The sequence below is a fragment of the Umezawaea sp. Da 62-37 genome, from assembly GCF_032460545.1.
Classification (GTDB): domain Bacteria; phylum Actinomycetota; class Actinomycetes; order Mycobacteriales; family Pseudonocardiaceae; genus Umezawaea.
The window spans coordinates 8,849,391-8,876,365 of record NZ_CP135965.1 but is presented as its reverse complement, the minus strand read 5'-3'; the positions used below and the strand labels follow the sequence as shown (position 1 = coordinate 8,876,365).

Genomic DNA, 26,975 nt, shown 5'->3' with positions numbered 1-26,975 from the left:
GCTCAGGCCTTCCGGGTGCGCGGGTCGAGCAGCAGGTACACGACGTCCGCGATCAGGTTCGCCAGCAGCACCGCGAGGGTGATGATGAGGAAGATGCCCTGCATCAGCGGGTAGTCCTTGGCGTTGACACCGGTGAAGAGCACGTAGCCGATGCCGGGGTAGGAGAACACCATCTCCACCAGCAGCGTGCCGCCGACGATGAACCCGAGCGACAGCGCGAAACCGGAGATGCTGGGCAGCACCGCGTTGCGGGCGGCGTAGCCGAGCATCACGCGCCTCTCGGGCAGCCCCTTGGCGTGCGCGACGGTCACGTAGTCCTCAGAGGACACCGTGACCATCATGTTGCGCATTCCCAGGATCCAGCCCGCGATCGAGCTGATGATCACCGTGAGGGCGGGCAGCACCGCGTAGTACAGCGCGCTGGAGATGAACTCCCAGTCGAAGGACGGGATCAGGCCGGGCTCGTAGCCGCCCGCCGCCGGGAACGCGCCCCAGGTGACCGCGAACACCGAGATGGCGATCAGCCCGAGCCAGAAGTACGGGATGGCCGAGAAGAACGTCGCGATCGGCAGCAGCGAGTCGATCCACGAACCGCGGCGCCAGCCCGCGTAGACGCCGATCATGGTGCCCAGCACGAAGCTGATGACCGTGGTCACGCCCATCAGCGACAGCGTCCACGGCAGGCTCTGCGCGATCACCTCGGACACCGGCGTCGGGAAGTAGGTGAACGACAGGCCGAGATCGCCCTGGAACAGGTTCCCCCAGTACGTGATGTACTGCGAGAACATGCTCGTCTGCGTGTCCAGTCCGAAGAGGACGTACAGCGAGGCGATCGCGTCCGTGCTCAGCCTGCCCTGGAACCGCGCGATCATCGCCTGCACCGGGTCACCGGGCAGCATCCGCGGCAGCAGGAAGTTGATCGTGATCGCGGCCCATGCCGTGATCAGGTAGAACAGCGCGCGTCGAAGCAGGAACCTCATGCCCCGACCTCCACAGGCTCACGACGCGGGTGCTCGTCGGACGTTTCCGAGTCGTACAGCCAGCAGGCCGCGTAGTGCTCCCCGACGAGGTCGAACTTCGGCGGGGTCTCCGTGCGGCACTTCTCCGCCGCGTACGGGCAGCGCGGCGCGAACCGGCAGCCCGGCGGCGGACTGATCAGGCTCGGCGGCTCACCGGGCGCCGTCGTCACCGTCGGCACCCCGTTGTGCGCCCGCTCCGGGTCCGGGGCGGACCTGATCAGCAGCTGCGTGTAGGGGTGGGCGGGTTCCTGCGTGACCGTCTCGCTGTCCCCGCCCTCGATCACCTGCCCCGCGTACATCACCATCGTCGTGTCGGCGAAGTAGCGCGCCGACGCGATGTCGTGGGTGATGTACAGGATGGCCAGGTGCAGCCGTTCCTTCAGGTCCCGCAACAGGTTCAGCACGCCGAGGCGGATCGACACGTCGAGCATCGACACCGGTTCGTCGGCGAGCAGCACCGTCGGGTCGGCGCCCAGCGCCCGCGCGATGGCAACGCGCTGGCGCTGGCCGCCCGACAACTCGTGCGGGTACTTGTCGAGGAAGCGCTCCGGAGGGGTGAGGTTGACCCGCTCGAGGAGCGAGGTCAACCCCTTCTCCAGTTCCTCGCCCTTGACACGCCCGTGGTGCACGCGCAAGGCCCTCGTGAGGTGGTAGCGGATCGTGTGCACCGGGTTCAACGACGCGAACGGGTCCTGGAAGATCATCTGGACCTGTTTGCAGTACGCCCGGAACGACTTGCCCCGCTTCACCTTCGTGGGTACGTCATCGAGCACTATCTCGCCCGAGGTCAGCGGGTACAGCTGCGCGAGCAGCCTTGCCACAGTGGATTTTCCCGAGCCCGACTCCCCGACCAGCGCGGTCACGTGTCCTCTGCGCAGGTCGAAGGAGACGTCGTCCACCGCGTGTACCGCGCGCGGCTGGCGGGTAAGCACTTGCCGTCCCTTGCGGGACACCGGGAAGTGCTTGGTGACTCCACGTGCCGCCAGCACGACCTCGCCGGTCACGCGGTAGCCGGCTTCAAGCGGAGGACCACCTGCAACGCGTTGGTCTGCGTGGGCTGCGGCGGCGCGTACGGGTCGGCCTCGGTGGGCCAGCCGACCCAGCTCTTCTGGCTGTACTCGGCGCCGACGGGCGACGAGACCAGCGGGATCGCCGGGACCTGCTCGACGAAGATCTTCTGCAGCAGGTCGAGGTTGGTCTTGCGGGAGGCGTCGTCGGGCGCGGAGGCGTACGCGGTCAGCGCGGCCGTCGCGGCCGGGTCGTTGAAGCGGCCCTGCGCGGCGGCGGCGGGCTCGCCGACCGGCTTGCTGGCCGCGGCGTCCATGATGTTCTGGTAGGTCTCGAACGGCGTCGCGCCGCTGTTGGTCCAGTGCATCGTGGCGTCGAACGCGCCCGAGTTGAAGTCGGTGGTCCACTGGTCGACGGTCTGCGTCTTGACCTCGGCGGTGATGCCCAGGGCCTTGACGGCGTTCTTGATGATGTCGAGGTCGGTCAGGTAGTCCGACCAGCCGGCGGGGTCGGTCAGCGCGAAGGTGACCGGCGCGCCGGACGGGTCCTTCAGCACGTCGCCGTCGAGCTTGTAGCCCGCTTCGGTGAGCAGCTTCTTGGCGCCCTCGACGTCGACCTTGGCGGTCTTGTCCTTGTAGTCGGCCGAGAGGAAGGGGTCACCGGCCGGGCTGGGGATGCCCGTGACGTTGTCGACCTTCGGGAACAGCTTCGAGTGGCCCTGCTGGAAGATGACCTCGCGGTCGATCACCATGTTGAGGGCCTTGCGCAGCGCGACGTTGTTGAACGGCGCCTTGGCGGTGTTCAGCCACAGGGCGTGGATGCCGAGACCGGCGGGCATCCAGATCTTGTGGTTCTGCGGGTCCTTGTCGACGTACAGGGTCTCGTAGTTCGGCATGAACACGTAGGACCACTGCGCCGCACCGCTCGCGAGGGCGGTCGTCTGCGCGCTGTTGTCGTTGTACGACGTGTACTGGATCTCCGGGACCTTGGGGAGGTCCTGCCAGTAGGCGGTGCGCACGGCCAGCGTGACCGTCTGCGGGGTGAAGGTCTTCAGCGTGTACGGGCCGGTGCCGACGGGCTTCTCGTTGGTGAAGGTCGTCGGGTCCGGCACGTCCTTCCAGATGTGCTCCGGCACGACGAACGAGTTGAGGATCTTGTTCTCGTTCACGAACTGGGGCTTGCTGAAGGTGATCTCGGCCGAGGTGTCGCTGACCTTGGTCGCACCCGCGATGGGGAGACCGTTGGTGTTGAGGGCCGACTTGTCCTTCATCAGGTTGAACGTGTAGGCGACGTCACCGGCGGTGAAGGGCTGGTCGTCGTTCCACTTGACGTCCGCGCGGGTGGTGACGGTGAGCTTCTGGTAGTTGTCCGCCCACTCCCACTTCTCGGCCAACCACGGCGTGCCCTTCTCGGACGGCGCGATCGGGTTGGTCTGCACGAGGGGCTCGTAGATCATGAAGCGGTAGCCCAGCGACGCACCCGCCGACGTGGCGAGGAAGGGGTTGCTGTTGTTGGTCTGCACCCCGTTGGGCATGCCCACGGTGAGAACGCCGCTCGACGCGGACTTGGTGGCACCACCCGATGAACAGCCGGCGGCCACCAGCGCCGCGACGGCGACGGTGCCGATCAGCGCGAGTGTTGTCCTGCGGCGTATGCCTTGCATCGAAATCTCCCGGCGGGTTATGAGAGAGCGCTCTCAGGAAGGTGAAACGGGTGGCCCACACTAAGCAGCGGGCACGGCGAACAACAGGGTGTGGCGCTAGTTCTGTGGAGCTGACTGTCGGACCACGAGCGAGGTCGGCAGCACGAGGGGTTTCTCCGGCAGCGCTTCGCCGCCGAAGTGGGAGAGCAGCATCCGCGCGGCCGCCACGCCCATCTCCTGGAGCGGCTGCCGGACGGTGGTGAGCGAGGGTTCGGCGTGCGAGGCGATCGGCACGTCGTCGAAACCGACGACGGACACGTCTCCGGGCACGTCGCGGCCCGCTTTGCGCAGCGCGCGCAGGACACCCATCGCGGAGAGGTCGTTGTGCGCGAAGACCCCGTCGAACGGGATGCCCGCCGACAGCAGCTTCTCGGTGGCCACCGTACCTCCGTCGGTGGTGAAGTCACCATCGACGACGAGACGGGGGTCCACCGACAGGCCCGCGGCGGCGAGCGCGTCGCGGAACCCGTCGAGCCGTTCCCTGGTGCAGCCGAACTGCATCGGGCCGGTCACGACGGCGAGCTTGGTGCGCCCCGCGGCGAGCAGGTGGCGCGCGGCGCCCTGCGCGCCCTCGCGGTTGGTGGTGGCAACCGAAGGGAACTGCGGGTGCGAGCCGCGGTCGTCGATCATGACGACCGGCAGGCCCTGCGCGTACAGCGTTGCTATGTAGTTGAGGGTGTCCGGCGGCTCTATCACCAGCAACCCGTCGAAGGCGTTGGCCGACACGTGGCTGGCGAACTGGCTGAGCGAGTCCGGACCCCGGTTCACGGTGTAGAGCAGCAGACCGTAGCCCTCCGCCTCCAGCGTGTCGACGATGCCCTGGAGGACCTCGCCCATCCACGGCCAGGTGAGCGACGGGGCGAGCATCCCGACGGTGCGGGCCCGTCCGCGGGCGAGTCCGACGGCGCGTGCGCTGGGCACGTAGCCGATCTCGTCGATCACGTGCCGGACCCGTTCCGCCGTGGACACGTCCACGTCGGGCTTGCCGTTCAGGACGCGGGACACAGTCGCCTTGCTCACCTGGGCGCGAAGTGCGACCTCGGCGATCGTGACCCGCATCTGGCACTCCTCGTCATGCGGTCCGCTACCGTCATCCCCCTCGCGGTACCGGTACCGAAACCGGTTCCGGGAGGGATGTGGTGCAGTTAACATGCCCGAAACGCCGGTGGTCAATACCTCGTTGTGTAACGAAAAGGCGACGCCCGGTCAGCTACGGCAAACGGCCGCTGAACTGCGACGGACGCCAGTAGGGTCCCCTTCATGGGGACCATCGAGGCGGTCAGCCGCAGCTCCGAGCACACGTTCACGAAGCCCGGCGTCGAGGAAATTCGGTTGCTCGAAGGCCTGGGAGTTGCAGACGACGCGCACCAGGGGGTGACGGTCAAGCACCGGTCGCGGGTGCGCCGAGATCCGACCGCGCCGAACCTGCGCCAGGTGCACCTGATCCACGCCGAGCTGCACGACGAGTTGCGGGTCTTGGGGTATGAGGTGGCGCCGGGGGCGGTCGGCGAGAACGTGACCACGCGGGGTGTGGATCTGCTCGCCCTGCCGACCGGCACGCGGCTCCACCTTGGACCGTCCGCGGTGGTGGAGGTGACCGGGTTGCGGAATCCGTGCCTTCAGCTGGACGGGTTTCGTCGCGGGCTGATGAAGGCGGTGCTGGATCGGGATGCCGAGGGGAAGCTGGTCCGTAAGGCCGGGGTGATGGGGGTGGTCCTGGTCGGCGGGGTGGTTCGACCCGGTGACGCCATCAAGGTCGAGCTGCCCGAGGAGCCGCACCGGGGACTTGAGCCGGTGTAACGGGTCGTCCGGTGGGAGCGCTCTCACGGTGGCCACGTCCATGGGGCACCTTTCGTGAATTCGAGGTGCTGGAAAGGTGTCACGGGGTGCGGGGTGACGTCAATGGGAGCGCTCTCACGGTTAGGTCACGGCGGTGGGTGCGGGGTTGGGGGCTGGAAAGAGCGAAGCCCGGCCCCCGTGCGCGTTGTGGTGCACCTGGTGAAGCCCGGCCCCCGTGTGCGCAATTGTCTCAATGCCACACCCCCGTTTGTCAAGGCGGGAAAGATGCCTTGACAAACGGGGGTGTGGCAGGAGGGCGCTGTGTATCGGGGGCAGGGGTAGGACTGGCTTCGCCGAAGGGCATCGGGCTGCGCCCGACAGAGGCCTGGCTTTGGATTTGGTCCTGGTGAGGTTGGTGGTTGGTTTAGGTGTCCAAAGTGGCGAAGGTCTTCTGGGCGATTGCGAAGGCGCGGTTGGCGGTGGGGACGCCAGCGTAGATGGCCACCTGTAGTAGTACTTCGCCGATTTCGTCGCGGGTCAGGCCGTTGCGCAGGGCGGCTTTCACGTGCATGGCCAGTTCGTCGTAGTGCTGCAAGGAGGCGAGCATGGCGAGGGTGATGCAGGACCTGGTCTTGCGGTCCAGGCCCGGTCTGGTCCAGATGTCACCCCAGGCGTACCTGGTGATGAGGTCCTGGAAGTCGGCGGTGAACTCGTCGGTCTTCGCCATGGCGGCGTCGACGTGCTCGTCGCCCAGTACTTCCCGGCGGACCGCCATGCCGTCGTCGTAGGACATCAGCGCGCACCGGCCGCGGCGGTGAGGTAGCCGTGCAGGATGACGGAGACGGCGTCGGCCGCTTCGACGTTGGCCAGGTGGGCGGCGTCGCCGACGACGTACAGCTCGGCGTCGGGGATGGCGTCGGCGATGACGCGCAGGAATTCGGGCGGGGTGGCCTCGTCCTGGGCGGCGGCGATGACGACGGTCGGGGCCTGGATGCTCGGGAGGACGGGGCGGAGGTCCATGGCGGCGATGGCTTCGCAGATGGCGGCGTAGGTGTTGTCGTCCGCTCCGGACAGCAGTTCGCGGTAGGCGGTGATGGTGTCCGGGAAGCGTTCGGCGAGTTCGTGGGTGAACCAGCGGCCGACCACGGCCTCGGCGATGGCGGCGGTACCGGATTCGCGGACGGTGGCGGCGCGGTCCAGCCAGGGCTGCGCCGACGGGAAGTTCGCGGTGGTGCAGCAGAGGGCGAGGCGGTCCACGCGGTCGGGGGCGTGGGCGGCCAGCCACATGCCGATCATGCCGCCCAGGGACAGTCCGCAGTAGGAGAAGCGTTGCACGTCAAGGGAATCGAGGAGTTCCAGGACGTCTGCGCCCAGGTCGTCCATGGTGAACGGGCCGTTGTCGGTGGGACTGGCGCCGTGGCCGCGGTGGTCGAAGCGGACGATGCGGAAGAACTCCTCCAGGACCGGGAGCTGGGGTTCCCAGAGGGTGTTGGTGGTGCCGAGGGAGCTGCCCATGACGAGGACCGGGGCGTCTTCGGGTCCGCTCAGTTCGCTGTGCAGTCTCACCGGTCTGCCTTTCGCTGGTGTGCCGCCAGGGCGCGGTCCACGAACGCGGCCGCGCTGCCCACGTACACCGAGGGGTCCAGCGCCTCGTCGATCTGCTCGGTCGACAGGTGCTCCAGAACCCTGGTGTCCGCTGACAGAGCCTCCCCCAACGTCCGTCCTTCCGCCACCGCGTCGCGGCACACCTCCGCGACGAGGTCCTGCGCCTCGGCTCGGCCGAGTGCGGGCGCGAGGCGCACCGACACGTTCTCGGCGAGCGGCAGACCTCCGGTGAGGTCCAGGTTGCGGCGCATGCGCCCGGCGTCGACCTTCAAGCGGGACAGCAGTTCCCGCGTTCCGCGGACGGCGCCGCCGACCAGTCGCAGCAGCTCGGTGGAGGTCTCCCACTCGGCGTGCCACGCCCCGGCCGCGCGCTCGTGCTCGTGCGCCATCGAGGCCAGCTGGGTCGCGACCAGACCGGGCACGCGCCGGGTCGTGGCGGTCACCAGGACGGCGCGGATCGGGTTGCGCTTGTGCGGCATGGCCGACGACGTGCCACCGTCGGCCTCCTCGACCTCGCCGACCTCGGTCTGCGCCATCAGCACGACGTCCTGCGCGATCTTCGCCAGCACCCCGGCGGCCGACCCGAGAGCACCGGCCAGCTCGGCGAACCGGGTGCGGTCGGTGTGCCAGGGCAGCACCGGGGCGACCAGGCCGAGTTCGGCGGCGAGCCGGTCGACCAGCGGGGCGCCCGCGTCGCCGAGGGCGGCCAGCGTGCCCGCCGCTCCCCCGAACTGCACCGCCAGCCGTTCGGCGCGCACGGCGTCGAGCCGGTCGCGCGCCTCGTCGACGGCGACCAGCCAGCCCGCGCACTTGAGGCCGAACGTCGTGGGCACCGCGTGCTGCGAGAGCGTCCGGCCCGCGATCAGCGTGTCCCGGTGCGCGACCGCGAGCCGTTCGCACTCGTCCGCGACGCCGGCCAGCCCTTCCAGGATCGGCCGCAGCGCGCGGAAGGCGACCAGCGACGCGGCCGTGTCGAGCACGTCCTGACTGGTGGCGCCGTGGTGCACGTACGCCTTCGCCGCGGCGGGCAGTGCGTCGGCCAGGTCGCGCACCAGCGGGACGACCGGGTTCCCGGACGCGGTGGCGCGGGCGCCGAGCGACGCCGCGTCCGGCACGGCGGAGTCGATCACCGACACGATCGCGCGCGCGGCCTCCTCCGGCACGACCCCGGCGTGCGCCTGCACGACGGCGAGCGCGCGTTCGAAGTCGAGCATCGCGCGCAGCCACGCCCGGTCGCCCAGTTCGGCGTCGACGAGCGGGTCGCCGAACAGCGGGCCGAACAGATCAGAGGTCGAAGAAGACGGTCTCATCATCGCCCTGGAGGTGGATGTCGAAGCGGTAGCCGTTCGGCGCCGCCTCCGCGATGAGCGTCCCGCGCCGGGTGGGATCGGGGAGCGAGAGCAGCACCGGGTCCTCGGCGTTGCCGGGCTCGTCGGGGAAGTAGATCCGGGTCACCAGCCGGACCAGCATGCCGCGGCAGAAGATCGACACGTTGAGGTGCGGGGCCTCGTCGCCGTCGTCCGACGGGAGCGCGCCGGGTTTGACGGTGTGGAACCAGAACTCGCCGCTCTCGTCGGTCGCCGACCGGCCGAAGCCGCGGAAGTCCATGCGCGCCAACGGTCCGCGCGGATCGTCCGGGTGGGCGAAGCGGCCTTCGGGGTCGGCCTGCCAGACCTCGATCAGCGCGTCCGGCACCGGGGCGCCGTCGCCGTCGAGGACCTTGCCCGCGACCCGGAACGCGTCCGGGCTGTCCTCGGCCACGACGAAGGGCCCGTCCTCCCAGGGCAGCCCGATCCCGAAGAACGGCCCGACGGTCTGGGACGGCGTGGTCTGCAGGTCACTCATCGTCGTGGTCTTCCTCGTCCTCGAACGGGGTCGGGTCGCTGCCGCGCAGCACGATGTCCCAGAGGTACCCCACAGCCCACTCGGGAACCGTGCTGTCGAGGTCGAACTTCGCGACCATCGCCTCGCGCGCGGCGGGCCTGGCGGAGGTGAAGATCGGGTCCTGGTCGAACAGCGGGTCGCCGGGGAAGTACATCTGGGTGATCAGCCGCTGGGTGAACGCGCGGCCGAACACCGAGAAGTGGATGTGCGCGGGGCGCCAGGCGTTGTGGTGGTTCTTCCACGGGTACGCGCCGGGCGCGATCGTGATGAACCGGTAGTTGCCGTCCGCGTCGGTCATCGTGCGGCCGACGCCGGAGAAGTTGGGGTCCAGCGGTGCGGGGTGCCGGTCGAGGTCGTGCCGGTACCGGCCGCCCGCGTTCGCCTGCCACACCTCGACGAGCGTGTTCGGGATGGCCCTGCCGTCGCCGTCGAGCACCCGGCCGCCGACGATGATCCGCTGGCCCTGGGGCTCCTCGCCGTGCTGGACGGTCAGGTCGTTGTCGTTGCGGCCGACCCGCTCCTCGCCCAGCAGCGGGCCGGTGATCTCGCCGAGCCGTTGCGGCAGCAGGACGAGCGGGTGCTTGGGGGCGCGGGCGACGTTGGACCGGTACGCGGGGTACGACACCGGCGGGTGCGATTCGGGGTCGGGCCGGTAGTGCGCCTGCGGCTTGCGGCGCGACGTGTCGGCGGGCACGGGAACTCCTCCGTGGTCTCAGGCGGTGAGCTCGCGCAGCGCGGCGAGCTCGGCGTCGGTGGGCGGCTCGGTCGTGACCAGGTCCGGCGAGACCTTGAGGTCCCACCCGGTGCGCGCCTTGGCGGTGGCGAGGTCCACGCCGGGGTGCAGCTGCGTCATGGTCAGCTCGCAGGTCTCCGGGTCCGGTCGCAGCACGCCGAGGTCGGTGATCACCAGCCGTGGCCCCGCGCCCCTAAGCCCGAGCGCCTCGCGGTCGCCCGCGCCGGAGCCGAAACCCATGGAGGTCACGAAGTCCACCCGTTCCACGAACGCGCGGGCGGTCTGCCGGACGATCATGAAGACCTCGCGGCACGACGCGGCGATCTCCGGCGCGCCGCCCGCTCCGGGCAGCCGCACCTTCGGGTCGCGGTAGTCGCCGCCGATCACCGTCGTGTTGATGTTCGCGAACCGGTCGAGCTGGGCGGCGCCGAGGAACCCGACGTCGACCCGGCCGGGCTGGAGCCAGTAGTTGAAGATCTCCGGCACGCCGACCAGGCTGTCCGCCGTCTCGGCCAGCACGCCGTCCCCGATGGACAGCGGCAGCGTGCCCGGCTTCGAGCCGATCGTGCCGGACTCGTAGATCAGCACCAGGTCCGGCGCGTGCGTGCGGCGGGCCAGGTTCGCGGCCGTGCTGGGCAGGCCGATGCCGACGAAGCACACCGCGCCGTTCTCCAGGGCGCGCGAGGCGGCGACGGTCATCATCTCGTCGGAGGTGTACTCGGTCACGCGACGCCCTCCAGCCAGGTCCCGAAGCTCTCGCGGTCCTTGCTGATCGCGTCCCAGCGCTGGTAGAAGTCGTTGTCCCGCACCGAGTAGTCGTGCGCGTACGACGGGTGCGCCCCGCCCGGCACCTCGGCCACGAAGTCGACCACCCACTTGGGCAGGACCACCGCTCCGGGCCGCGGTTCGAGTTCGTCCACGATCTCCTCGACCGTCACGAGCGACCGCTCGGCCGCCAGCACGGCTTCCTTCTGGACGCCGGTGATGCCCCAGAGCTGCACGTTGCCGTCGCGGTCGGCGCGCTGGGCGTGGATCACGGCGGAGTCGAGCCGGAGGGCGGGTACGGCGGTGAGGACCTCGCCGGTGAAGGGGCAGGTGATCGGTTTGATGTTGTCGGTCTGCTTCGGGAGGTCGGTGCCGACGTAGCCGCGCAGCACCGCGAACGGGAGGCCGGACGCGGCGGCCACGTACCTGTTGGCCATGCCCGCGTGGCTGTGCTCTTCGAGTTCCAGCGGGGTGGGCCAGCCGTTCTGGACGGCGTCGCGGAAGCGGTGCAGCGAGCCGACGCCGGGGTTGCCGCCCCAGGAGAAGACGAGCTTCTTGGCGCAGCCGGCGCCGATGAGCTGGTCGTAGATGACGTCGGGGGTCATGCGCACCAGCGTCAGGTCACGCCTGCCCTGCCGGATGACCTCGTGGCCCGCGGCGAACGGGATGAGGTGGGTGAAGCCCTCGAAGGCGACGGTGTCGCCGTCCCGCACTACTTCGGACACGGCCTGCGCCAAGGGCGCGATGGTCGCCATACGGGGCTCCTGGGCGTGAGGGGTGTTCGCGGAGCGAACTTGTATCCGTAGGGCGAACACTAGTCCGCATCCGCACCCCGAACCAGCCCGCCATCCACTCAGCGGAAACCAAACCGCGAGTCGAACACTCAGACACCCCGTGTCGAACCTCCAGGCACCCTGTGTCGAACCTTCGGGCACCCAAGTCCGATGGACCTACGGGCGTGGGCGTTCGCCGAAGAGGCGCGAATGTTCGACTCGGGGTGTCTGAGCGTTCGACACGGGGTGTCTGGGGGTTCGACTCGCGGTTAGCCGGTGGGGGCGGCTTGGATGGCGAGGAGGGTGATGTCGTCGTGTTCGGAGGGGCCGAGCCAGTCGAAGACGGCGCGGCGGACGGTGTCGATGGTGGCGTCGACGTGGAGGCCGGTGCATTCGGCGAGGACGGTTTGGAGGCGGTCTTCGCCGAAGAGTTCCTCGCGGTCGGATTCGGCGCGGGCCTCGGTGATGCCGTCGGTGTACATGAGGAGGGTTTCGCCGGGTTTGACGACGATCGACGTGGTCTGGAAGCGGACGTCGGAGAGGACGCCGACGATGCCGCCCCTGGCGACGACCTCCTCCACGGTGCCGCCCGCGTGCAGGAGCATGGGCGGCGGGTGGCCGCCGGAGGACACGGTGAGGCGCAGGCCGCCGTCGTCGAGTTGGACGAGGGTGCCGACGACGAGCGTGGTGAACAGCTTGCTGCCCGCCGCCACGAGGGCGGCGTTGAGCAGGTACAGCAGTTGGGCCGGGCGCTGCTCGACCAGCAGCAGCGTGTGCAACGAGCGCCGCACGCGGCCGGAGTGGACGGCGGCTTCGAGGCCGTTGCCGCAGACGTCGCCGAGCACGAACGTGGCGGTGCCGTCCTGGCGGACGTGCACGTCGTAGAAGTCGCCGCCGACCTCGGTCCGCCGCGCGGCCGGGTGGTACGCGGTCGCGAGCAGCGCGCCGGGCACCTCGGGCAGCGGCGACGGCAACAGGTCGGCGCGCAGGACCTCGACCACCCTGGCCTGCTCGCCGTGCCGGATCGCGGCTTCCAGCGCGCGGGCGGCGTGGTCGCCGTAGCGGCGGATCGACTCGATCTCGACGTCGGTGAACGGCTCCCTCGGCACCCGCCTGACCAGCACCAGCGCGCCGAGCGAGGCGCCGCCGATGATCAGCGGCACGGCGTGCGCCGACCCGGCCTCGCCGAAGTCCACCGGCAGGTCCGGGGTGCTCTCGCGGCCGAACTCGGCGTGCCGCACGACGCCGTCGAGCACGTCCAGCAGCCCGGTCACCATCCCGGCGGACTGCCTGGTGGTGCGGCTGCGGGCGACCTCGCTCGCGCCCTTCGCGCCGTACCACCACTCGACCCGCCCGCGCAGCGCCGGAACGATCACCGCGCACTGGTCGGCCAGGTGCGACAGTCCCAGTTCGACGATGGCGGTCAGCGTGGCGGCGCGGTCGGTCGCGGCCGACAGCCTGCGCAGCGCCTCGTCGAGGAACGCGGTGTCCCACGTCGCCGGGTCGTCCAGGTAGCACGCCGTCCAGCCGTCGCCCAGGCCCTGCCTGCGGCCCGGCGCGTTGAGCCGCCCACCCGGCGCCAACGCCGGGTGCAGCTCGGCCGCGGCGCGGTTGACCAGGGCGATCGTGTCGTCGGGGTCCAGCACGACGACGGCCTCGCGCAGGCCGTCCACCAGCCGCCGCCAGCCGCCCAGGTCGATTCCGGGTGCGTCCGCGTCCACACGGTGCCCCTGGGCCATCGGTTGCGCTCCTGGTGGTGTGTCGACGGTGGTGGCGCGGCCCTCAACCTATCGGACCGGCTCGTGGGAGGCTTGGGGCAGATCGCCGATTCTCGCGGAGGCTGTAGTGACGACGGGGCTCAACGACACCGACGTGACGGGCGACGCGGCCCTGGAACGGGTGCTGGCCGCCATGCGCGACATGCGCGACGGCAACTTCCGCCGCAGGCTGGTCCCCGCGGGCGGCGGGGTCGCCGCGGAGCTCGCCGAGGTGTTCAACGACATCGCCGGGCGCAACCAGTGGCTGGTCGGCGAGCTGGTGCGGGTGCGCCAGGCCGTCGGGCAGGAGGGGCGGCTGGACGTGCGGCTGTCCCCCGACGACGGCCGGGGCGGCTGGGCGCTGGCGGGCGACGCGGTCAACGGCCTGCTGGAAGACCTGATGCGGCCGACCACGGAGCTGAGCCGGGTGCTCGCCGCCGTCGCGAACGGCGACCTGTCGCAGCAGGTCACGGTGTCCGCGCGCGGTGATCTGGCCGCGCTGGCCGAGACGTTCAACTCGATGACGGCGACCCTGCGCACGTTCGCGGGCGAGGTCACCCGCGTGGCTCGCGAGATCGGCACCGACGGGCGGCTGGGCGGCCAGGCCGAGCTGCCGGGCGTGGCGGGCATCTGGAAGGACCTGACCGACTCGGTCAACTTCATGTCCGGCAACCTCACCGCGCAGGTCCGCGACATCGCCCAGGTCGCGACCGCCGTGGCGCAGGGCGACCTGACGCAGAAGATCACCGTCACCGTGGCGGGCGAGATGCTGGAGTTGAAGGACACCCTCAACACGATGGTGGACCAGCTCTCCTCCTTCGCTGGGGAAGTCACCCGCGTCGCGGTCGAGGTCGGCACCGACGGACGGCTCGGCGGCCAGGCCCAGGTGCCCGGTGTCGGCGGCACGTGGCGCGACCTGACCGACTCGGTCAACTTCATGGCGGGCAACCTCACCAGCCAGGTCCGCAACATCGCCCAGGTCGCCACCGCCGTCGCGCAGGGCGACCTCAGCCAGAAGATCGACGTCGACGCCCGCGGCGAAATCCTCGAACTCAAGACCACGCTGAACACGATGGTGGACCAGCTCTCCTCCTTCGCCGGCGAAGTCACCCGCGTCGCCCGCGAGGTCGGCACCGAGGGCATCCTCGGCGGCCAGGCGAAGGTCCCCGGCGTCGCCGGGACGTGGCGCGACCTCACCGACTCGGTGAACTCCATGGCGGGCAACCTCACCAGCCAGGTCCGCAACATCGCCCAGGTCACCACGGCCGTCGCGCGCGGCGACCTCAGCCAGAAGATCGACGTCGACGCCCGCGGCGAAATCCTCGAACTCAAGAGCACTCTGAACACGATGGTGGACCAGCTGTCCTCCTTCGCGGGCGAAGTCACCCGCGTCGCCGTCGAGGTGGGCAGCGACGGCCGACTCGGCGGCCAGGCGACGGTGCCCGGCGTCGCGGGCACGTGGCGCGACCTCACCGACTCGGTCAACTTCATGGCGGGCAACCTCACCAGCCAGGTCCGCAACATCGCCCAGGTCGCCACCGCCGTCGCGCAGGGCGACCTGAGCCAGAAGATCACGGTCAACGCCAAGGGCGAGATCCTCGAACTCAAGACCACGCTGAACACGATGGTGGACCAGCTGTCCTCCTTCGCCGACGAGGTCACCCGCGTGGCCCGCGAGGTCGGCACCGAGGGGCGGCTCGGCGGCCAGGCCCAGGTGCCCGGCGTCGCCGGCACGTGGAAAGCGCTGACGGACAACGTGAACTCGATGGCCGACAACCTCACCGCGCAGGTGCGCAGCATCGCCCAGGTGACCACGGCGGTCGCGGGCGGCGACCTGAGCCAGAAGATCACCGTGGACGCGCGCGGCGAGATCCTCGAACTCAAGAGCACGATCAACACGATGGTGGACCAGCTGTCCTCCTTCGCCGACGAGGTCACCCGCGTGGCCCGCGAGGTCGGCACGGACGGGCGGCTCGGCGGCCAGGCGAAGGTGCCCGGCGTCGCGGGGACGTGGAAGAACCTCACCGACAACGTGAACTCCATGGCGGACAACCTGTCCGGCCAGGTCCGCAACATCGCGACCGTCGCCACCGCCGTCGCGAACGGCGACCTGTCGAAGAAGATCACCGTCGAGGCCAAGGGCGAGGTGCGGGCGCTCGCCGAGACGATCAACGGGATGGTCGACACGCTGCGGGCGTTCGGCGACGAGGTCACCCGCGTGGCCCGCGAGGTCGGCACCGAGGGCATCCTGGGCGGCCAGGCGCGCGTGCCGAACGTGGCGGGCACGTGGAAGGACCTGACCGACAACGTCAACTTCATGGCGGGCAACCTGACCAACCAGGTCCGCAACATCGCCCAGGTCACCACCGCGGTGGCGCTGGGCGACCTGTCGAAGAAGATCGACGTCGACGCGCGCGGCGAGATCCTCGAACTCAAGACGACGATCAACACGATGGTGGACCAGCTGTCCTCCTTCGCGGGCGAGGTCACCCGCGTGGCCCGCGAGGTCGGCACCGAGGGGCGGCTGGGCGGCCAGGCCGAGGTGGACGGCGTGTCCGGCACCTGGCAGAAGCTGACCGAGAGCGTGAACCAGCTCGCCAGCAACCTGACCACCCAGGTGCGCGCGATCGCGGCGGTGGCCACGGCGGTGACCGCGGGCGACCTGACCCGGCAGATCACCGTGGAGGCGTCCGGCGAGCTGGCCGAGCTCAAGGACAACGTCAACCAGATGATCGGCAACCTCAAGGAGACGACCCGCACCAACCGCGAGCAGGACTGGCTGAAGACGAACCTGGCCAGGCTGTCCGGGCTGATGCAGGGCCACCGCGACCTGCACGCCGTCGCGTCGCTGATCATGAGCGAGCTGACGCCGCTGGTGTCCGCGCAGCAGGGCGCGTTCTTCCTGTTCCAGCAGGAGGGTTTCGAGCTGACCGCCAGCTACGGCTACGGCAGGCCGGACGGCCGCGTGGTGCGGTTCGCGCCGGGCGAGTCGCTGGTCGGGCAGGCGGCGCTGGAGAAGAAGACGATCCTGGTGACGGGCGTGCCGCCGGGCTACCTCACGGTCGCCTCGGGCCTGGGCTCGTCGACCCCCGCGAACCTGATCATCCTGCCGGTGCTGTTCCAGGGCGAGACGCTCGGCGTGATCGAGCTGGCGACCCTCAACGAGTTCACCGACGTGCACCTGGACCTGCTGGAGCAGCTCAAGGAGAACATCGGCGTCAACGTGAACACCATGCTGGCCAACGCCCGCACGGACTCGCTGCTGGCCCAGTCGCAGCGCCTCGCGCAGGAGCTGCGCGCCGGGTCCGCCGAGCTGGAGGACCGCGCGAAGCAGCTGTCGTCGGCGTCGAAGTACAAGTCCGAGTTCATGGCGAACATGTCGCACGAGCTGCGGACCCCGTTGAACAGCCTGCTGATCCTGGCGAAGCTGCTCGCGGACAACCTCGACGGCAACCTCAACCCCAAGCAGGTCGAGTTCGCGCGCACGATCCACTCCTCCGGCAGCGACCTGCTCCAGCTGATCGACGACATCCTGGACCTGACCAAGGTCGAGGCCGGTCACATGCAGGTGCAGGCCGAACCGGTGCGGCTCGCCGAGCTGGTCCGCTACGTCGAGGCGCTGTGCCTGCCGATGACCGCGGAGAAGGGCCTGGAGTTCCACATCAGCGTGGAGCCGGACGTGCCCGTCACGCTGCACACCGACGAGCACCGGTTGCAGCAGATCCTGCGCAACCTGCTGTCCAACGCGGTCAAGTTCACCCACGAGGGCGCGATCGACCTGCACATCCGGCACGCGCAGCCGCAGGAGGCGCCGGACATGGCGTGGCCGCGCACGACGTCGATGCTCGCGTTCGACGTCCGGGACACCGGTATCGGCATCCCGGCGGAGAAGCTGTCGGTGATCTTCGAGGCGTTCCAGCAGGCCGACGGGACGACCAGCCGCAAGTACGGCGGCACCGGGCTGGGGCTGTCGATCAGCCGGGAGCTGTCGCAGCTGCTCAACGGGCGGTTGAACGTGCGCAGCGAGCCGGGCGCCGGGAGCACGTTCACGCTGTACCTGCCGCTCGCGCGGACGGCGTCGCACGTGGACACGCCCGTGCCCCTGCCCGAGCCGCTGGAGTCGGTGCCCGCGGTGCCGGTGGTCCGGTCGCAGGCGGCGGTCGCCACCGCCACCGCGCCCGCCGCGCTGGTCGCCCCTCCGACTCCCCTGCCCGCGGCACCCTCCCGGTTCCACGGGGAGAAGGTGCTGGTGGTCGACGACGACCTGCGGAACGTCTTCGCGCTGACGAGCGTGCTGGAACTGCACGGGTTGCAGGTCATCTACGCGGACAACGGCATCGCGGGCGTGCGGGCGCTGGAGCAGTACGACGACGTGACGCTGGTGCTGATGGACATCATGATGCCGGAGCTGGACGGCAACGCGACCATGGCCGCGATCCGGGCCATGGAGCACTACGAGGACCTGCCGGTCATCGCGGTCACGGCCAAGGCCATGAAGGGCGACCGGGAGAAGAGCCTCGCCTCCGGCGCCACGGACTACGTGACCAAGCCGGTGGACACCGACCACCTGCTGCGGCTGATCGCCTACTACCTGGGGATGGCGGAGCAGTAGTCCCCGCCGTTCCCCGTCCGTTCGGGCACGGCGTGGGCGGGATGGGGCTAGGCCGGTTCCGCGGTGGCCTGGCCGACCGAGTCGTGGATGCTCATGACCGCGGTGAGGTCGGTCAGGCGGAACAACTTGTGGACCGCGGGGCGCAGCGAGGCCAGCCGGAGGTGGCCGCCCGCCTCGTTGAGCCTGCGGTGCCAGTCGACCATGAGCGCCAGGCCGGTGGAGTCCATGAACGAGAGGTCGGCGAGGTCGACGACGACCCGTTCGAGCGGTTCCGGGGCGGCTCGTTCCAGGTGGTCCGCCAAGGCCGGGACCGTCTCGGCGTCCAGTTCACCGGACACCACGACGACCTTCCAGGCCCCGTGGGCCTCACTGCGCACCTGCAAGTCCATCGTCCCGCGTCCTTCCGCACGACCGGCGTCGCGATCCAGGAGATCGTGCAGCAACGGGCCCCCGCCCGCGAGCAGGGGGTGGCCGAAGCGGCGAACCATCCGGTGGATGTGCGACGATGCGGTCCGGCCGATCAAGGGCGACCGGGGAGCGGATGTGCTGAACGAACCAGCGACACCCGTCGCCGTCGAGCTCCCGGCGGAGTCCGGTTCGTGCTCGCGCGCGCGGCGCATGGTCGACGAGGCGATCACGACCTGGGGACTCCCGGAGGAGTTCGCGGACGACGCGGCACTGGTGGTCACCGAACTGGTGTCCAACGGTGCGGACCACGCGGAAGGACCGCTGCGGCTCACGGTGAGCCGCACGGACGACGGCGTGCTCATCGAAGTGCACGACCGCTCCACAGCCCTGCCCGTGCTCAGACCGGTCAGCCCCGAGTCACCCCGCGGCCGCGGCATGATCATCGTGAACGCGCTGAGCAAGCGCTGGGGCGTCACCCCGGACGCCGGCGGCAAAACCGTGTGGGCCGAGCTGATCGTCTCCTAGCGCCCCGCTCAGCCCCTTCCGGCGGGCCGGGCAGGGGCCGGAGCGCCGCTCAGGTGTAGTACCCCTCCACCACGGCCCGCGCCTCGTCCACCAGCCCCGGCCCCTCCGACCGGAACCCGGCGAACCCCGGCCCCGGCTTCAGCTCCACCAGCTGCGCCGTCGACAGCGCGAACACGACCCGCCCGAGCCCCGACCGGTCGATCGCCCCCGCGCACATCCCGCACGGCTCGCAGCTCGTGTACATCGTGGTCGCCGCGGCCGTCCCGGCGTCCAGCGACCGGGCCGCCCACCGGGCCAGCTTCAGCTCCGGGTGGGCCGTGATGTCGGAGTCGGTGAGCACGGTGTTGCGCTCCTCGACCAGCACGGTGCCGTCCGCGGCCGCGAGCAGCGAGCCGAACGGCGGGTCGCCCGCCGAGCGGGCGGCGCGGGCCAGGGAGACGGCCCGCTTGAGGAGGTTCTCGTCGATGTCGTTTTCCACGGTCACCAGCCTAGGAAGGACCGCCGGATCCCAGAAGTGGCCATCCTCGGCGAAAAGCGGAACCGACCGGGGATCCACCGGTAAAATCGCGACATGACCGAGAGTCTCGACGCGACGGACTGGGCGATCCTGGCGGAACTGCAGGCGGACGGTCGTGTTCCGCTGACCGAGCTGGGGCGGCGGGTCAACCTCGGGGCGTCCGCGACGACCGAACGGGTCAAGCGGCTGGAGGCCGCGGGGGTGATCACGGGGTACCGGGCGGCGGTCGACCTGGAGCGGGTCGGGTGCGCGGTGCTGGCGGTCGTGCGGCTCAAGCACGCGGGCAGCAGGCACGAGCCGTTCCACCGGTTGATCGAGCGCCGGGCGGAGGTGCTGGAGTGCCTGCGGACCACTGGGGAGGACTGCTACGTGCTGAAAGTCGCCGCGACGTCCATGGCGCACCTGGAGCGCGTCGTGAACGAGCTGTCGTTCCACGGCGACACGAACACCAACATCGTCTACAGCCAGACGCTCCCCTACCGCGGTCCGCGGGCGCCGTGAACCGGCCGTAACGGCGTTGCTCCGTTGGCGTGAAGCCGGCTCGCGCATGGCCCACCGGCCAACCGCCGGGGAAGCCGGGTTTGCCGCACCTGGGACACTGTGGGTTTGATCGAGTGCTCAGGTGGGCATGTATCCGATCCGCGGGGACCGCACAGGAGGCGCAGGTATGTCCGGAAGGCCCGAGCGGGTCGGAGTGCTCGACGTCGGTTGTTTCAGCGCTCAACTCGTCGTGGTCGACCGGGCACGGGGCTCGCTGCTGCACCCCGAGCTGTCGCACAAGGTGCGCCTCCGGATGGACCGCGCGCTCGACGACCGCGGCCGGATCAGCAAGGCCGGCGTGGACGAGCTGGTGGCCGCGGTGCGGCAGGCCAGGCGGCTGGCCGACCAGGCCGAGGTGACGACGCTGGTGCCGTTCGCGACCTCCGTCATCCGCGACGCCGTGAACGGCGCGGACGTCATGGAGCAGGTGGCCGCCCGCGCGGGCGTCGGGCTCGGCGTGCTGTCCGGGCCGGAGGAGGCGCGGCTGTCCTACCTCGCCGCCCGCCGGTGGTTCGGGTGGTCGGCGGGACCGCTGGTCGTCATGGACGTTGGCGGCGGCACCGTGGAGATCGCGGCGGGCGAGGCGGAGACGCCGGAGTTCGCGCGGTCGCTGCCCATCGGGGCGCGCACGCTCACCAGGGAGTGGCTCGACGACGTCGCCGCGTCCCCGCGCAGGCTGCGCGACCTGCGCTCGCACCTCACCAAGCGGATCGAGGACGTGCTGCCGCCGGAGATCGCGGGCCGCGCGGTCGGCTGCTCCAAGGTGTTCGAGCAGCTCGCCCGGCTGGCGGGCGCGCGCCCCCAGCGCGACGGCCTGTCCGTGCCCCGGCACCTGACGCTCGACGACCTGCGCGCCTGCATCCCGCGGCTGGCCTCGCGGACGGCGCGCCAGCGCGCCCGGCTGCCGGGGATCTCCGCGCACCGCGCCCGCCAGTCGCTCGCGGGCGCGGTCGTCGCCGAGGCGCTCATGTCGACCGCGAACCGCGACGTGGTCGAGATCTGCCCGTGGTCCACCAGGGAGGGTCTGCTGTTGAGCCTGATCGAACGGCACGACCGCGCCGGTGACCGGATCAGGGTCGCGTGACGTGCCGCGGGAAATGATGACGCTCGCGGTCGAGACCGACCGTTCGGGCCGCGTGGTGGTGTCGGTGAAGGGCGAGATCGACCAGACCGCCGCCGTCAAGCTGCTGCACAAGCTGGACCGCCTGGTCGCCGAGGGCCGGTCGAGGATCGTGCTGGACATGTCCGAGGTGCGGTTCTGCGGCGCGCAGGCGTTGAGCGCGCTGGTGCGCACGCGGGCGCGGGCCGACCGCGCGGGCGGCTGGCTGCGCCTGGCGGGCACGCCGCCGCACGTGCGCAAGGTGATCGCGGTGACCGATCTCGACCGGCTGCTGCCCAACCACGAGGACGTGGCCGCGGCGCTGCTCGGCAGGCGTTCGCCCGCGGGGACCGCGAAGTAAAACCGCGGGCGCGGGCGGGCGGTCCGCGCGTAGGTTGCCGCGATGGAGATCCGCACCGCGCGCCCCGACGAGCTCGTCCTGCTCCAGGACGTCGAGAACGCCTCCGGCGAGGTGTTCCGGACGATCGGCATGCCGGAGATCGCCGACGACGACCCGCTGCCCCTGGACGTGCTGACCCACCTCCAGGGCCTCGGCCGGGTGTGGGTCGTGGCCGACCCGGAGCCCGTGGCGTGGATCGCCGTCGACGAGGTCGACGGGTGCGCGCACGTCGAGCAGGTGAGCGTCCACCCGGACCGCGCGCGGCGCGGCATCGGCCGGTCGCTGCTCGACCACGTGGACGGGTGGGCCCGCGAGCGCGGGTTCCCGGCGGTGACGCTGACCACGTTCCGGGACGTCCCGTGGAACGGGCCGTACTACGAACGACTGGGGTTCGCGCAGGTCGTTAAGCTGACACCGGGTCTGGCGGAGGTCGTCGAGCGGGAGGCGGCCCACGGTCTGGACCCGACAACCAGGACGTGCCTGCGCCGAGCCGTGGATCCGGCATGACGCACCTCTCGGACCCCTCCTGTTTCGAGGCGGTGCCGAGTGGGAAATCCCGGCGTGCCCCGCCACCGAAAGGCTGCTCCAGCGATGGTCCACTTCGTGCACGAAGCCCTGTTCTACCGGGACCCCGGCCAGTACGTGGCGGGCACCGTCCCCTTCGTGCTCGACGGTCTGGCGGCCGGTGAGCCCGTCCTCGTCGCCGTGCCGCCCACCGGGATCGACCTGATCCGCGGCGAGCTGGGCCCGCGCGCGGCGGACGTGCGGTTCCTGGACATGACGCTGGGCGGCCGCAACCCCGGCCGGATCATCCCCGGCGTGCTGACCGAGTTCGCCGACTCGCACCCCTCCCCCGTGCGGATCGTCGGCGAGCCGATCTGGGCGGGCCGCTCGGCCACCGAGTACCCGGCGTGCGTGCAGCACGAGGCGCTGATCAACACCGCGTTCGACGGCAGGCGGGCGGCGATCCTCTGCCCGTACGACACCGCCGGGCTGGCACCCGACGTGCTCAAGGACGCCGAGCGCACGCACCCCGTGCTGCTGGAGGACGGCAGGCGCGCGCCGAGCGAGCGCTACGACGACCCGCTGCGCACGGCCACGGACTTCAACGTCCCGCTGCCCTCCCCGCCGTCGTCGGCGCGGACGCACCACTTCGACGCCTCGAACATGACCCGGACCCGCAAACTGGTCGCCGCCCACGCGCTCGCGGCGGGCCTGGACGAGGACAAGGCGGACGACCTCGTGCTCGCGGTGAACGAGCTGACCACGAACAGCGTCGTGCACGCGACCGGCGGCGGGGAACTGCTGCTGTGGCGCGAGGGCGCGACCGTCGTGTGCGAGGTCCGCGACGGCGGCGCGCTGAACGACCTGATGATCGGTCGGCTCAAGCCGCCGCCGAACACCAGGGGCGGGTACGGCGTCGTGATGGTGAACCTGCTGTGCGACCTCGTGCGCATCCACTCGGACGCGGCCGGGACGGCCATCCGCGTGCACCTCGCCTGAGACGTCACCCGATCGGTCCTGCTTGTCGCGCCCATGTCACGTGCGGGCCTCACCGCCGTCATCCTTGGCTGGTTGTCTGGAGGCGTTCCGGACGCCGTCGGCGGAGGACCCCCCACACATGACGACCGAACAGCTGAGCCCGCTTGACGTCGCCTTCCTCTGCCTGGAGGACGACCAGAACCCGATGCACCTCGGCGCGGTCGCGACGTTCGCGCCGCACCACCCGGTGCATCCCGCGCGCATCGTGGCGCTGCTGTGCGAACGCGCGCAGGAGGTGCCCGTGCTGCGCAGGCGGACCAGGGTCTCCTGGCTGCCGCTGGGCGGAGCGACCTGGGTGGACGACCCCCGCTTCAGCGTCGAGGACCACGTCGCGGGCCACCACCTGCGGGGCCACGGCGGTGAGGACCGGTTCGCCGAACTCGTGTCCGCGCTCATGGCGCAGCCGTTGGACATGACCAGGCCGCCGTGGGAGCTGCACGTCGTCACCGGCTTGACCGGCGGCCGTTTCGCGGTCGTCGTGAAGCTGCACCACGCGCTGTGCGACGGCATGAAGGCCATCGGGCTCGGAGTGCGGCTGCTCGACGACCTCGGCCGGGACCTGCCGGTCGCGCGGCGGCCCGAACCCGAGCCCATCCGGTTGTCGACGTCCGTGGTGGACCTGGTGAAGGGATTCGCGCACACGGCCGCGATCGCCTCCGCGGTGCTGCGCAGCGCCCGCACGCCGATCACCCGTTCCCCGGTGCTGACCCGCTCGTCACGGCCCCGTCAGGTGGTCATGGCGCGGCTGGGGCTCGACGAGGTGCAACGGGTGCGCAAGCAGCACGGCGGGACGGTGAACGACGTGCTGCTGGCCCTGATGACCGGGGCGCTGCGGCAGTGGCTGGTGGCGCACGACAGCGCGGCCGAGGGCACGACCGTGCGGGCGTTGATCCCGGTCAGCCAGCGGGCGCGCGATCCTCGCGGGGCTTCGGGGAACCGGATCTCGGGTTTCCTGTGCGAGCTGCCCGTGGGCGAGTCGGACGCGCGTGAACGCTTGCGGGTCGTGCGCGAGGACATGGACCGGAACAAGGCGGCGGGGCCGGGGCGGGGGCCGGGGGCGCTGCCGTTGCTGGCCGACCGGATCCCGGCCGCGGTGCACCGCCTGGCCACGCCGTTCGCCGGCCGGTGCGCGCCGTTGCTGTTCGACGCCGTGGTGACGAGCGTCCGCCTGCCCGCGCTGCCGTTGGCGTTGGACGGGGCGGAGTTGAAGGAGATGTACCCGGTGGCGCCGGTGGCGGCCGGGCACGCGGTGGGGATCGCGTTGTCGGTGTACCGCAACGGGGTGCACATCTGCCTGCACACGAACCAGCCGTGGATCTCCGGGTCGCGGTGGCTGCTCGCGGCGCTGCGGCGGGAGTTGGGGGCGCTTGACGTGCCGGGGGGGCGTGAGGTGTTGAAGGTGCGTGAGGTGCCGAAGGCGCGTGATGTGGTGAAGGCGCGTGTAGATCGGGCATAGAAGCCGTCCTTATCGTCGAAGGTCTCCAGAGCCCACGGGAGTCGACATGGAGCTGACGTCCGCCGCCGAGTTGGAAACGCAGGAGTTCCTGGTGCCGCCGAGGGAGTGGTGGGACGAGGAGCCGACGATCGTGCGGGGTGAGGATTGAGTGCTTTCCGGCACCCAGTGTGGGTGCCGTCGGGGTCCACCATGCGAAACCCGGCCCCCGTGCGCGCAATTGTCTCAATGCCACACCCCCGTTTGTCAAGGCGGGAAAGATGCCTTGACAAACAGGGGTGTGGCAGGAGGGCGCTGTGTATCGGGGGCAGGGGTAGGACTGGCTTCGCCCAAGGGCATCGGGCTGCGCCCGACTTCGCGCTGGCTGGCGGTTAGAGGCGGGCCTTGGTGAACAGCTGCTCGTAGGCGTCCAGGACTGCCGGGACGCTGTAGCGCGCCTGTGCTGCGGCTGCGCCTGTGACCTTGTCGGGTGGGTTGTCCCGTAGGTCGCGTAGGCGGTCGGTGATGTCGGTGGCCACGCCGGGGCGTACCAGGGCGCCGAAGCCGGTTTCCCGGACGGGGATGCGGACGCCGGGGAGGTTGCTGGCGAGGGCTGGGACGCCTGCGAGCATGCCGACGACCTGGACGATGCCGAAGGCTTCGAAGGCGTTGACCGAAGGTAGGGCGAAGACGTCCATGGAGGCGTAGAAGTCGCCCAGCTTGTCGTCGGGGATGAAGCCGAGGAGCTTGATCCTGGGGTCGCCGTCGATGTGGTCGCGTACGCGGTCGATGACGCTGCCGCCCGCGACGTTGCCGAACTCGCCGCCGATCAGGAGTCGCGCGTTCGGGTCGTCCAGCGCGCGGAAGCCGTCGACCAGGAACTCGACGCCCTTCTCCTCGACGATGCGGCCCAGGAACCCCACGTGCAGGCCGTCGCCGTCGCGGAACGACGGTTCGCCCTCGGGGACCGGTCGGCAGGGCGGCGGGATGGCGGCCATGGTGGGGGCGATGGAGGGCCAGAGGCGGCTGTGCTGGGCGTAGTCCTCACTGGTGACGGCGACGGTGGTGGCGTGCTTCATGGCGAGTTTGCTGGAGGCGTCGATGACCTTGCCCTGCACCGAGTTCACCAGGCCCGGAGGCAGGCTGACGTCGCAGTGGTAGGTGAGCACGACGGGGCAGCGGGCCCCCTTCGCGACCAGGCCCGCCTCCAGCATGGGGAGGTGGACGTTGAGGACGTGGGCGGTCTTCGAGGCGGCCACGACCATGCGGGTGAACTCGGGGCTGATGGTGCCCTTGCCGAGTTTGGCCAGCACGGGGGCACGGGAGACCCGCACGCCGTTGACGACCTCTTCCGAGGGCAGCGCGGGGTCGTGGCGGGTGGTGATGACGTGGACGCGCTGGCCGCGCGCGGCGAGGCCCTCAGCGACGTCCCTGGCGAAGTTGGTCAGCCCGGACACGTAGGGCGCGTAGTAGGTCAACGCGATGACCAGGTCGTCGTGCACGACGGTCCTCTCCGGTGGTGATGAGCAGGGACATGCCGACGAGCCAGCCGAGGCCGGAGCCGACGAGGAACGAGAGTTCGGCGCGCAGCAGCAGGTCCGGCACCAGGGCGAACACGACGGCGGCGGCCACGATGCCCGCGAGCCAGCTCCAGGCGACCTTCGCGTGCAGCGCGGAGGCGACGAGGGCCTGGGTGGTGGTGATCAAGCCGAGGTGGGCGGTGACGCCGACGGCCATCAGCACGAGGTCGCCGCCCGCGAGCACGTAGGAGTCGCCGAACACCAGGCGCACGATCCAGGGGCCGAGCAGCCCGGCGAAGACGGCGGCCGCGAGTCCGAACGCGGCGAGCGCGGCGGTCAGCTTGGCGAGGGCGCGGACCAGGAAACCCTTGCCCGCCTGGGAAAGCCTGGTCAACGAGGGCAGCAGCGCGGTCTGCAACGGCACCGCGACGAACAGCGGGACGCGGACCAGCAGGAACGCGGCCAGGAACCGGCCCGCGGTGTCGGAGTCGGTGGCCACGGCCGCGACGACGACCGGCAGGCCGTTGAGGAGCAGCTGGGCGCAGACCGAGCCGAGGAGCAGCGGCAGCACGGACCTCAGGAAGTCCGAAGTGGACACTCCGCCGGATCCGCCGCGCGGCAGGAGGAACAGGACCGGCAGGTGCGCGACGGCGATCGCGGCGACCAGCGTCCAGGCGAACCCCGCGCTGTCGGTGGCGACGGCGAACCCGAGGCCCAGTGCGAACAGCACCCGCAGCGCGGTGTCCAGCACGAGGAGCCCGCCGTGCCAGGCGAGCCTGCCGCCGCCGATGAGCGCGCCGCGCACCAGGAACTGCCCGGCCGACACCAGGCACAGCGCGGCGACGGCCACGACCGCCCAGGGGCGGCCGCCGAGCGGGTCGAGCAGCAGCGGGGACGCGGCCACGACGACCAGCAGTTCCACTCCCGCGAGGCCCAGCGCGACCTTCGTCGCGGCGCCCATCGCTTTGCCGGGCGACAACCTGGCTAATTCCTGTTCGACCGGAAGGAATGCCCCGAAACCGACGAGCAGCGAAAGCGACCAGAAAGCGCCGAAGTACCCGTATTCGGCGGGTGTGACGTTTCTCGCGACAATGGCCAGGTAGGCGTTCACCAGCAACCCGGACACCACGACGCAGACCCCGACCACACCGATGGTCCTGGTTCCGCCGCTGGTAGATGTGCTCAGGACGGCTCCTTCCGCAGGGTGGGGACAGGTGGGGTCGCCGGAACCATAACGGGAGTCCGGAGGGGGTCATGACCGCGTTCCGGCTCCGTAACACGGTCCTGACCTGGTTAACACGATCGTTGCAGGAACCCCTTCAACCACGTTCCTGACGTAATTGGGCAGCGCTAGC

At 70.6% G+C, this 26,975-nt stretch carries 25 protein-coding genes; 9 read left to right on the top strand and 16 right to left on the bottom strand.

The genetic code is table 11. The features are described 5' to 3' along the window. Positions 1-2: 2 nt before the first annotated feature. From RM788_RS40385 to RM788_RS40370, 4 genes are all read right to left on the bottom strand, one after another. Positions 3-980, bottom strand: a complete 978-nt coding sequence (locus RM788_RS40385; RefSeq protein WP_315925172.1) for an ABC transporter permease — start codon at positions 978-980, stop codon at positions 3-5. Beyond that, the gene (locus RM788_RS40380) at positions 977-2,023 is read right to left on the bottom strand and encodes an ABC transporter ATP-binding protein (protein ID WP_315925171.1); all 1,047 of its coding nucleotides are present in this window, start codon (positions 2,021-2,023) and stop codon (positions 977-979) included. The genes RM788_RS40385 and RM788_RS40380 overlap by 4 nt, the downstream gene beginning before the upstream one ends. Further along, on the bottom strand, positions 2,020-3,690 hold the full coding sequence (locus tag RM788_RS40375; RefSeq protein ID WP_315925169.1) for an ABC transporter substrate-binding protein: 1,671 nt from the start codon (positions 3,688-3,690) through the stop codon (positions 2,020-2,022). The genes RM788_RS40380 and RM788_RS40375 overlap by 4 nt, the downstream gene beginning before the upstream one ends. Before the next feature lie 96 nt (positions 3,691-3,786). Beyond that, positions 3,787-4,788, bottom strand: a complete 1,002-nt coding sequence (locus RM788_RS40370; protein ID WP_315925167.1) for a LacI family DNA-binding transcriptional regulator — start codon at positions 4,786-4,788, stop codon at positions 3,787-3,789. 201 nt (positions 4,789-4,989) lie between these two features. Here RM788_RS40370 and RM788_RS40365 point away from each other — a divergent pair, with 201 nt between their 5' ends. Continuing rightward, positions 4,990-5,529, top strand: a complete 540-nt coding sequence (locus tag RM788_RS40365; protein WP_315925165.1) for an MOSC domain-containing protein — start codon at positions 4,990-4,992, stop codon at positions 5,527-5,529. A 403-nt stretch (positions 5,530-5,932) separates the two neighbouring features. On the opposite strand, the gene pcaC is transcribed toward RM788_RS40365, so the two are convergent. From pcaC to RM788_RS40325, 8 genes are all read right to left on the bottom strand, one after another. Beyond that, positions 5,933-6,301: a 4-carboxymuconolactone decarboxylase gene (gene pcaC / locus RM788_RS40360; RefSeq protein ID WP_315925163.1), complete on the bottom strand. Its 369-nt coding sequence runs from the start codon at positions 6,299-6,301 to the stop codon at positions 5,933-5,935. Further along, the gene (gene pcaD, locus RM788_RS40355; RefSeq protein WP_315925161.1) at positions 6,301-7,074 is read right to left on the bottom strand and encodes a 3-oxoadipate enol-lactonase; all 774 of its coding nucleotides are present in this window, start codon (positions 7,072-7,074) and stop codon (positions 6,301-6,303) included. The genes pcaC and pcaD overlap by 1 nt, the downstream gene beginning before the upstream one ends. Continuing rightward, complete coding sequence (pcaB, locus tag RM788_RS40350) at positions 7,071-8,426, bottom strand: 3-carboxy-cis,cis-muconate cycloisomerase (RefSeq protein WP_315925159.1); 1,356 nt, start codon at positions 8,424-8,426, stop codon at positions 7,071-7,073. Before pcaB ends, pcaD begins: the two co-directional genes overlap by 4 nt. Beyond that, positions 8,398-8,958 (bottom strand): protocatechuate 3,4-dioxygenase subunit alpha, encoded by a 561-nt coding sequence (gene pcaG / locus RM788_RS40345; protein ID WP_315925157.1) that lies wholly within the window; start codon positions 8,956-8,958, stop codon positions 8,398-8,400. Before pcaG ends, pcaB begins: the two co-directional genes overlap by 29 nt. Further along, positions 8,951-9,691 (bottom strand): protocatechuate 3,4-dioxygenase subunit beta, encoded by a 741-nt coding sequence (gene pcaH / locus RM788_RS40340; protein ID WP_315925155.1) that lies wholly within the window; start codon positions 9,689-9,691, stop codon positions 8,951-8,953. Before pcaH ends, pcaG begins: the two co-directional genes overlap by 8 nt. A gap of 18 nt (positions 9,692-9,709) precedes the next feature. After that, on the bottom strand, positions 9,710-10,432 hold the full coding sequence (locus tag RM788_RS40335) for a CoA-transferase subunit beta (protein ID WP_315934881.1): 723 nt from the start codon (positions 10,430-10,432) through the stop codon (positions 9,710-9,712). Between the two features lie 20 nt (positions 10,433-10,452). Beyond that, positions 10,453-11,250, bottom strand: a complete 798-nt coding sequence (locus tag RM788_RS40330; protein ID WP_315925152.1) for a CoA transferase subunit A — start codon at positions 11,248-11,250, stop codon at positions 10,453-10,455. 287 nt (positions 11,251-11,537) lie between these two features. Next, positions 11,538-13,007 carry a PP2C family protein-serine/threonine phosphatase gene (locus RM788_RS40325; RefSeq protein ID WP_315925150.1) on the bottom strand — a complete coding sequence of 490 codons (1,470 nt, stop codon included), beginning with the start codon at positions 13,005-13,007 and terminating at the stop codon, positions 11,538-11,540. A 106-nt stretch (positions 13,008-13,113) separates the two neighbouring features. On the opposite strand from RM788_RS40325, the gene RM788_RS40320 reads away from it, so the two are divergent. Continuing rightward, positions 13,114-17,637, top strand: coding sequence for a hybrid sensor histidine kinase/response regulator (locus RM788_RS40320; RefSeq protein ID WP_315925148.1), 4,524 nt, complete (start codon positions 13,114-13,116; stop codon positions 17,635-17,637). Between the two features lie 47 nt (positions 17,638-17,684). Here RM788_RS40320 and RM788_RS40315 read toward each other — a convergent pair whose 3' ends face one another. Further along, the gene (locus RM788_RS40315) at positions 17,685-18,026 is read right to left on the bottom strand and encodes an STAS domain-containing protein (RefSeq protein WP_315925146.1); all 342 of its coding nucleotides are present in this window, start codon (positions 18,024-18,026) and stop codon (positions 17,685-17,687) included. 106 nt (positions 18,027-18,132) lie between these two features. Here RM788_RS40315 and RM788_RS40310 point away from each other — a divergent pair, with 106 nt between their 5' ends. Next, positions 18,133-18,570, top strand: coding sequence for an ATP-binding protein (locus tag RM788_RS40310; RefSeq protein ID WP_315925144.1), 438 nt, complete (start codon positions 18,133-18,135; stop codon positions 18,568-18,570). A gap of 49 nt (positions 18,571-18,619) precedes the next feature. Here the strand turns inward: RM788_RS40310 and RM788_RS40305 are convergent, their stop codons facing one another. After that, on the bottom strand, positions 18,620-19,048 hold the full coding sequence (locus RM788_RS40305; protein ID WP_315925142.1) for a nucleoside deaminase: 429 nt from the start codon (positions 19,046-19,048) through the stop codon (positions 18,620-18,622). Positions 19,049-19,141: 93 nt separating this feature from the next. On the opposite strand from RM788_RS40305, the gene RM788_RS40300 reads away from it, so the two are divergent. From RM788_RS40300 to RM788_RS40275, 6 genes are all read left to right on the top strand, one after another. Next, on the top strand, positions 19,142-19,588 hold the full coding sequence (locus tag RM788_RS40300) for an Lrp/AsnC family transcriptional regulator (protein WP_315925140.1): 447 nt from the start codon (positions 19,142-19,144) through the stop codon (positions 19,586-19,588). Between the two features lie 166 nt (positions 19,589-19,754). Beyond that, the gene (locus tag RM788_RS40295) at positions 19,755-20,711 is read left to right on the top strand and encodes a Ppx/GppA phosphatase family protein (protein WP_315925138.1); all 957 of its coding nucleotides are present in this window, start codon (positions 19,755-19,757) and stop codon (positions 20,709-20,711) included. Between the two features lie 13 nt (positions 20,712-20,724). After that, positions 20,725-21,087: an STAS domain-containing protein gene (locus RM788_RS40290; protein ID WP_315925136.1), complete on the top strand. Its 363-nt coding sequence runs from the start codon at positions 20,725-20,727 to the stop codon at positions 21,085-21,087. Between the two features lie 42 nt (positions 21,088-21,129). Then, positions 21,130-21,633 (top strand): GNAT family N-acetyltransferase, encoded by a 504-nt coding sequence (locus tag RM788_RS40285; RefSeq protein ID WP_315925134.1) that lies wholly within the window; start codon positions 21,130-21,132, stop codon positions 21,631-21,633. A gap of 96 nt (positions 21,634-21,729) precedes the next feature. Further along, on the top strand, positions 21,730-22,629 hold the full coding sequence (locus tag RM788_RS40280) for an anti-sigma factor RsbA family regulatory protein (protein ID WP_315925132.1): 900 nt from the start codon (positions 21,730-21,732) through the stop codon (positions 22,627-22,629). Between the two features lie 118 nt (positions 22,630-22,747). Beyond that, the gene (locus RM788_RS40275) at positions 22,748-24,124 is read left to right on the top strand and encodes a wax ester/triacylglycerol synthase family O-acyltransferase (RefSeq protein WP_315925130.1); all 1,377 of its coding nucleotides are present in this window, start codon (positions 22,748-22,750) and stop codon (positions 24,122-24,124) included. 368 nt (positions 24,125-24,492) lie between these two features. Here RM788_RS40275 and RM788_RS40270 read toward each other — a convergent pair whose 3' ends face one another. Further along, complete coding sequence (locus RM788_RS40270) at positions 24,493-25,602, bottom strand: glycosyltransferase family 4 protein (RefSeq protein WP_315925128.1); 1,110 nt, start codon at positions 25,600-25,602, stop codon at positions 24,493-24,495. Continuing rightward, positions 25,520-26,767, bottom strand: a complete 1,248-nt coding sequence (locus tag RM788_RS40265; protein ID WP_315925126.1) for a lipopolysaccharide biosynthesis protein — start codon at positions 26,765-26,767, stop codon at positions 25,520-25,522. Before RM788_RS40265 ends, RM788_RS40270 begins: the two co-directional genes overlap by 83 nt. Positions 26,768-26,975 lie beyond the last annotated feature (208 nt).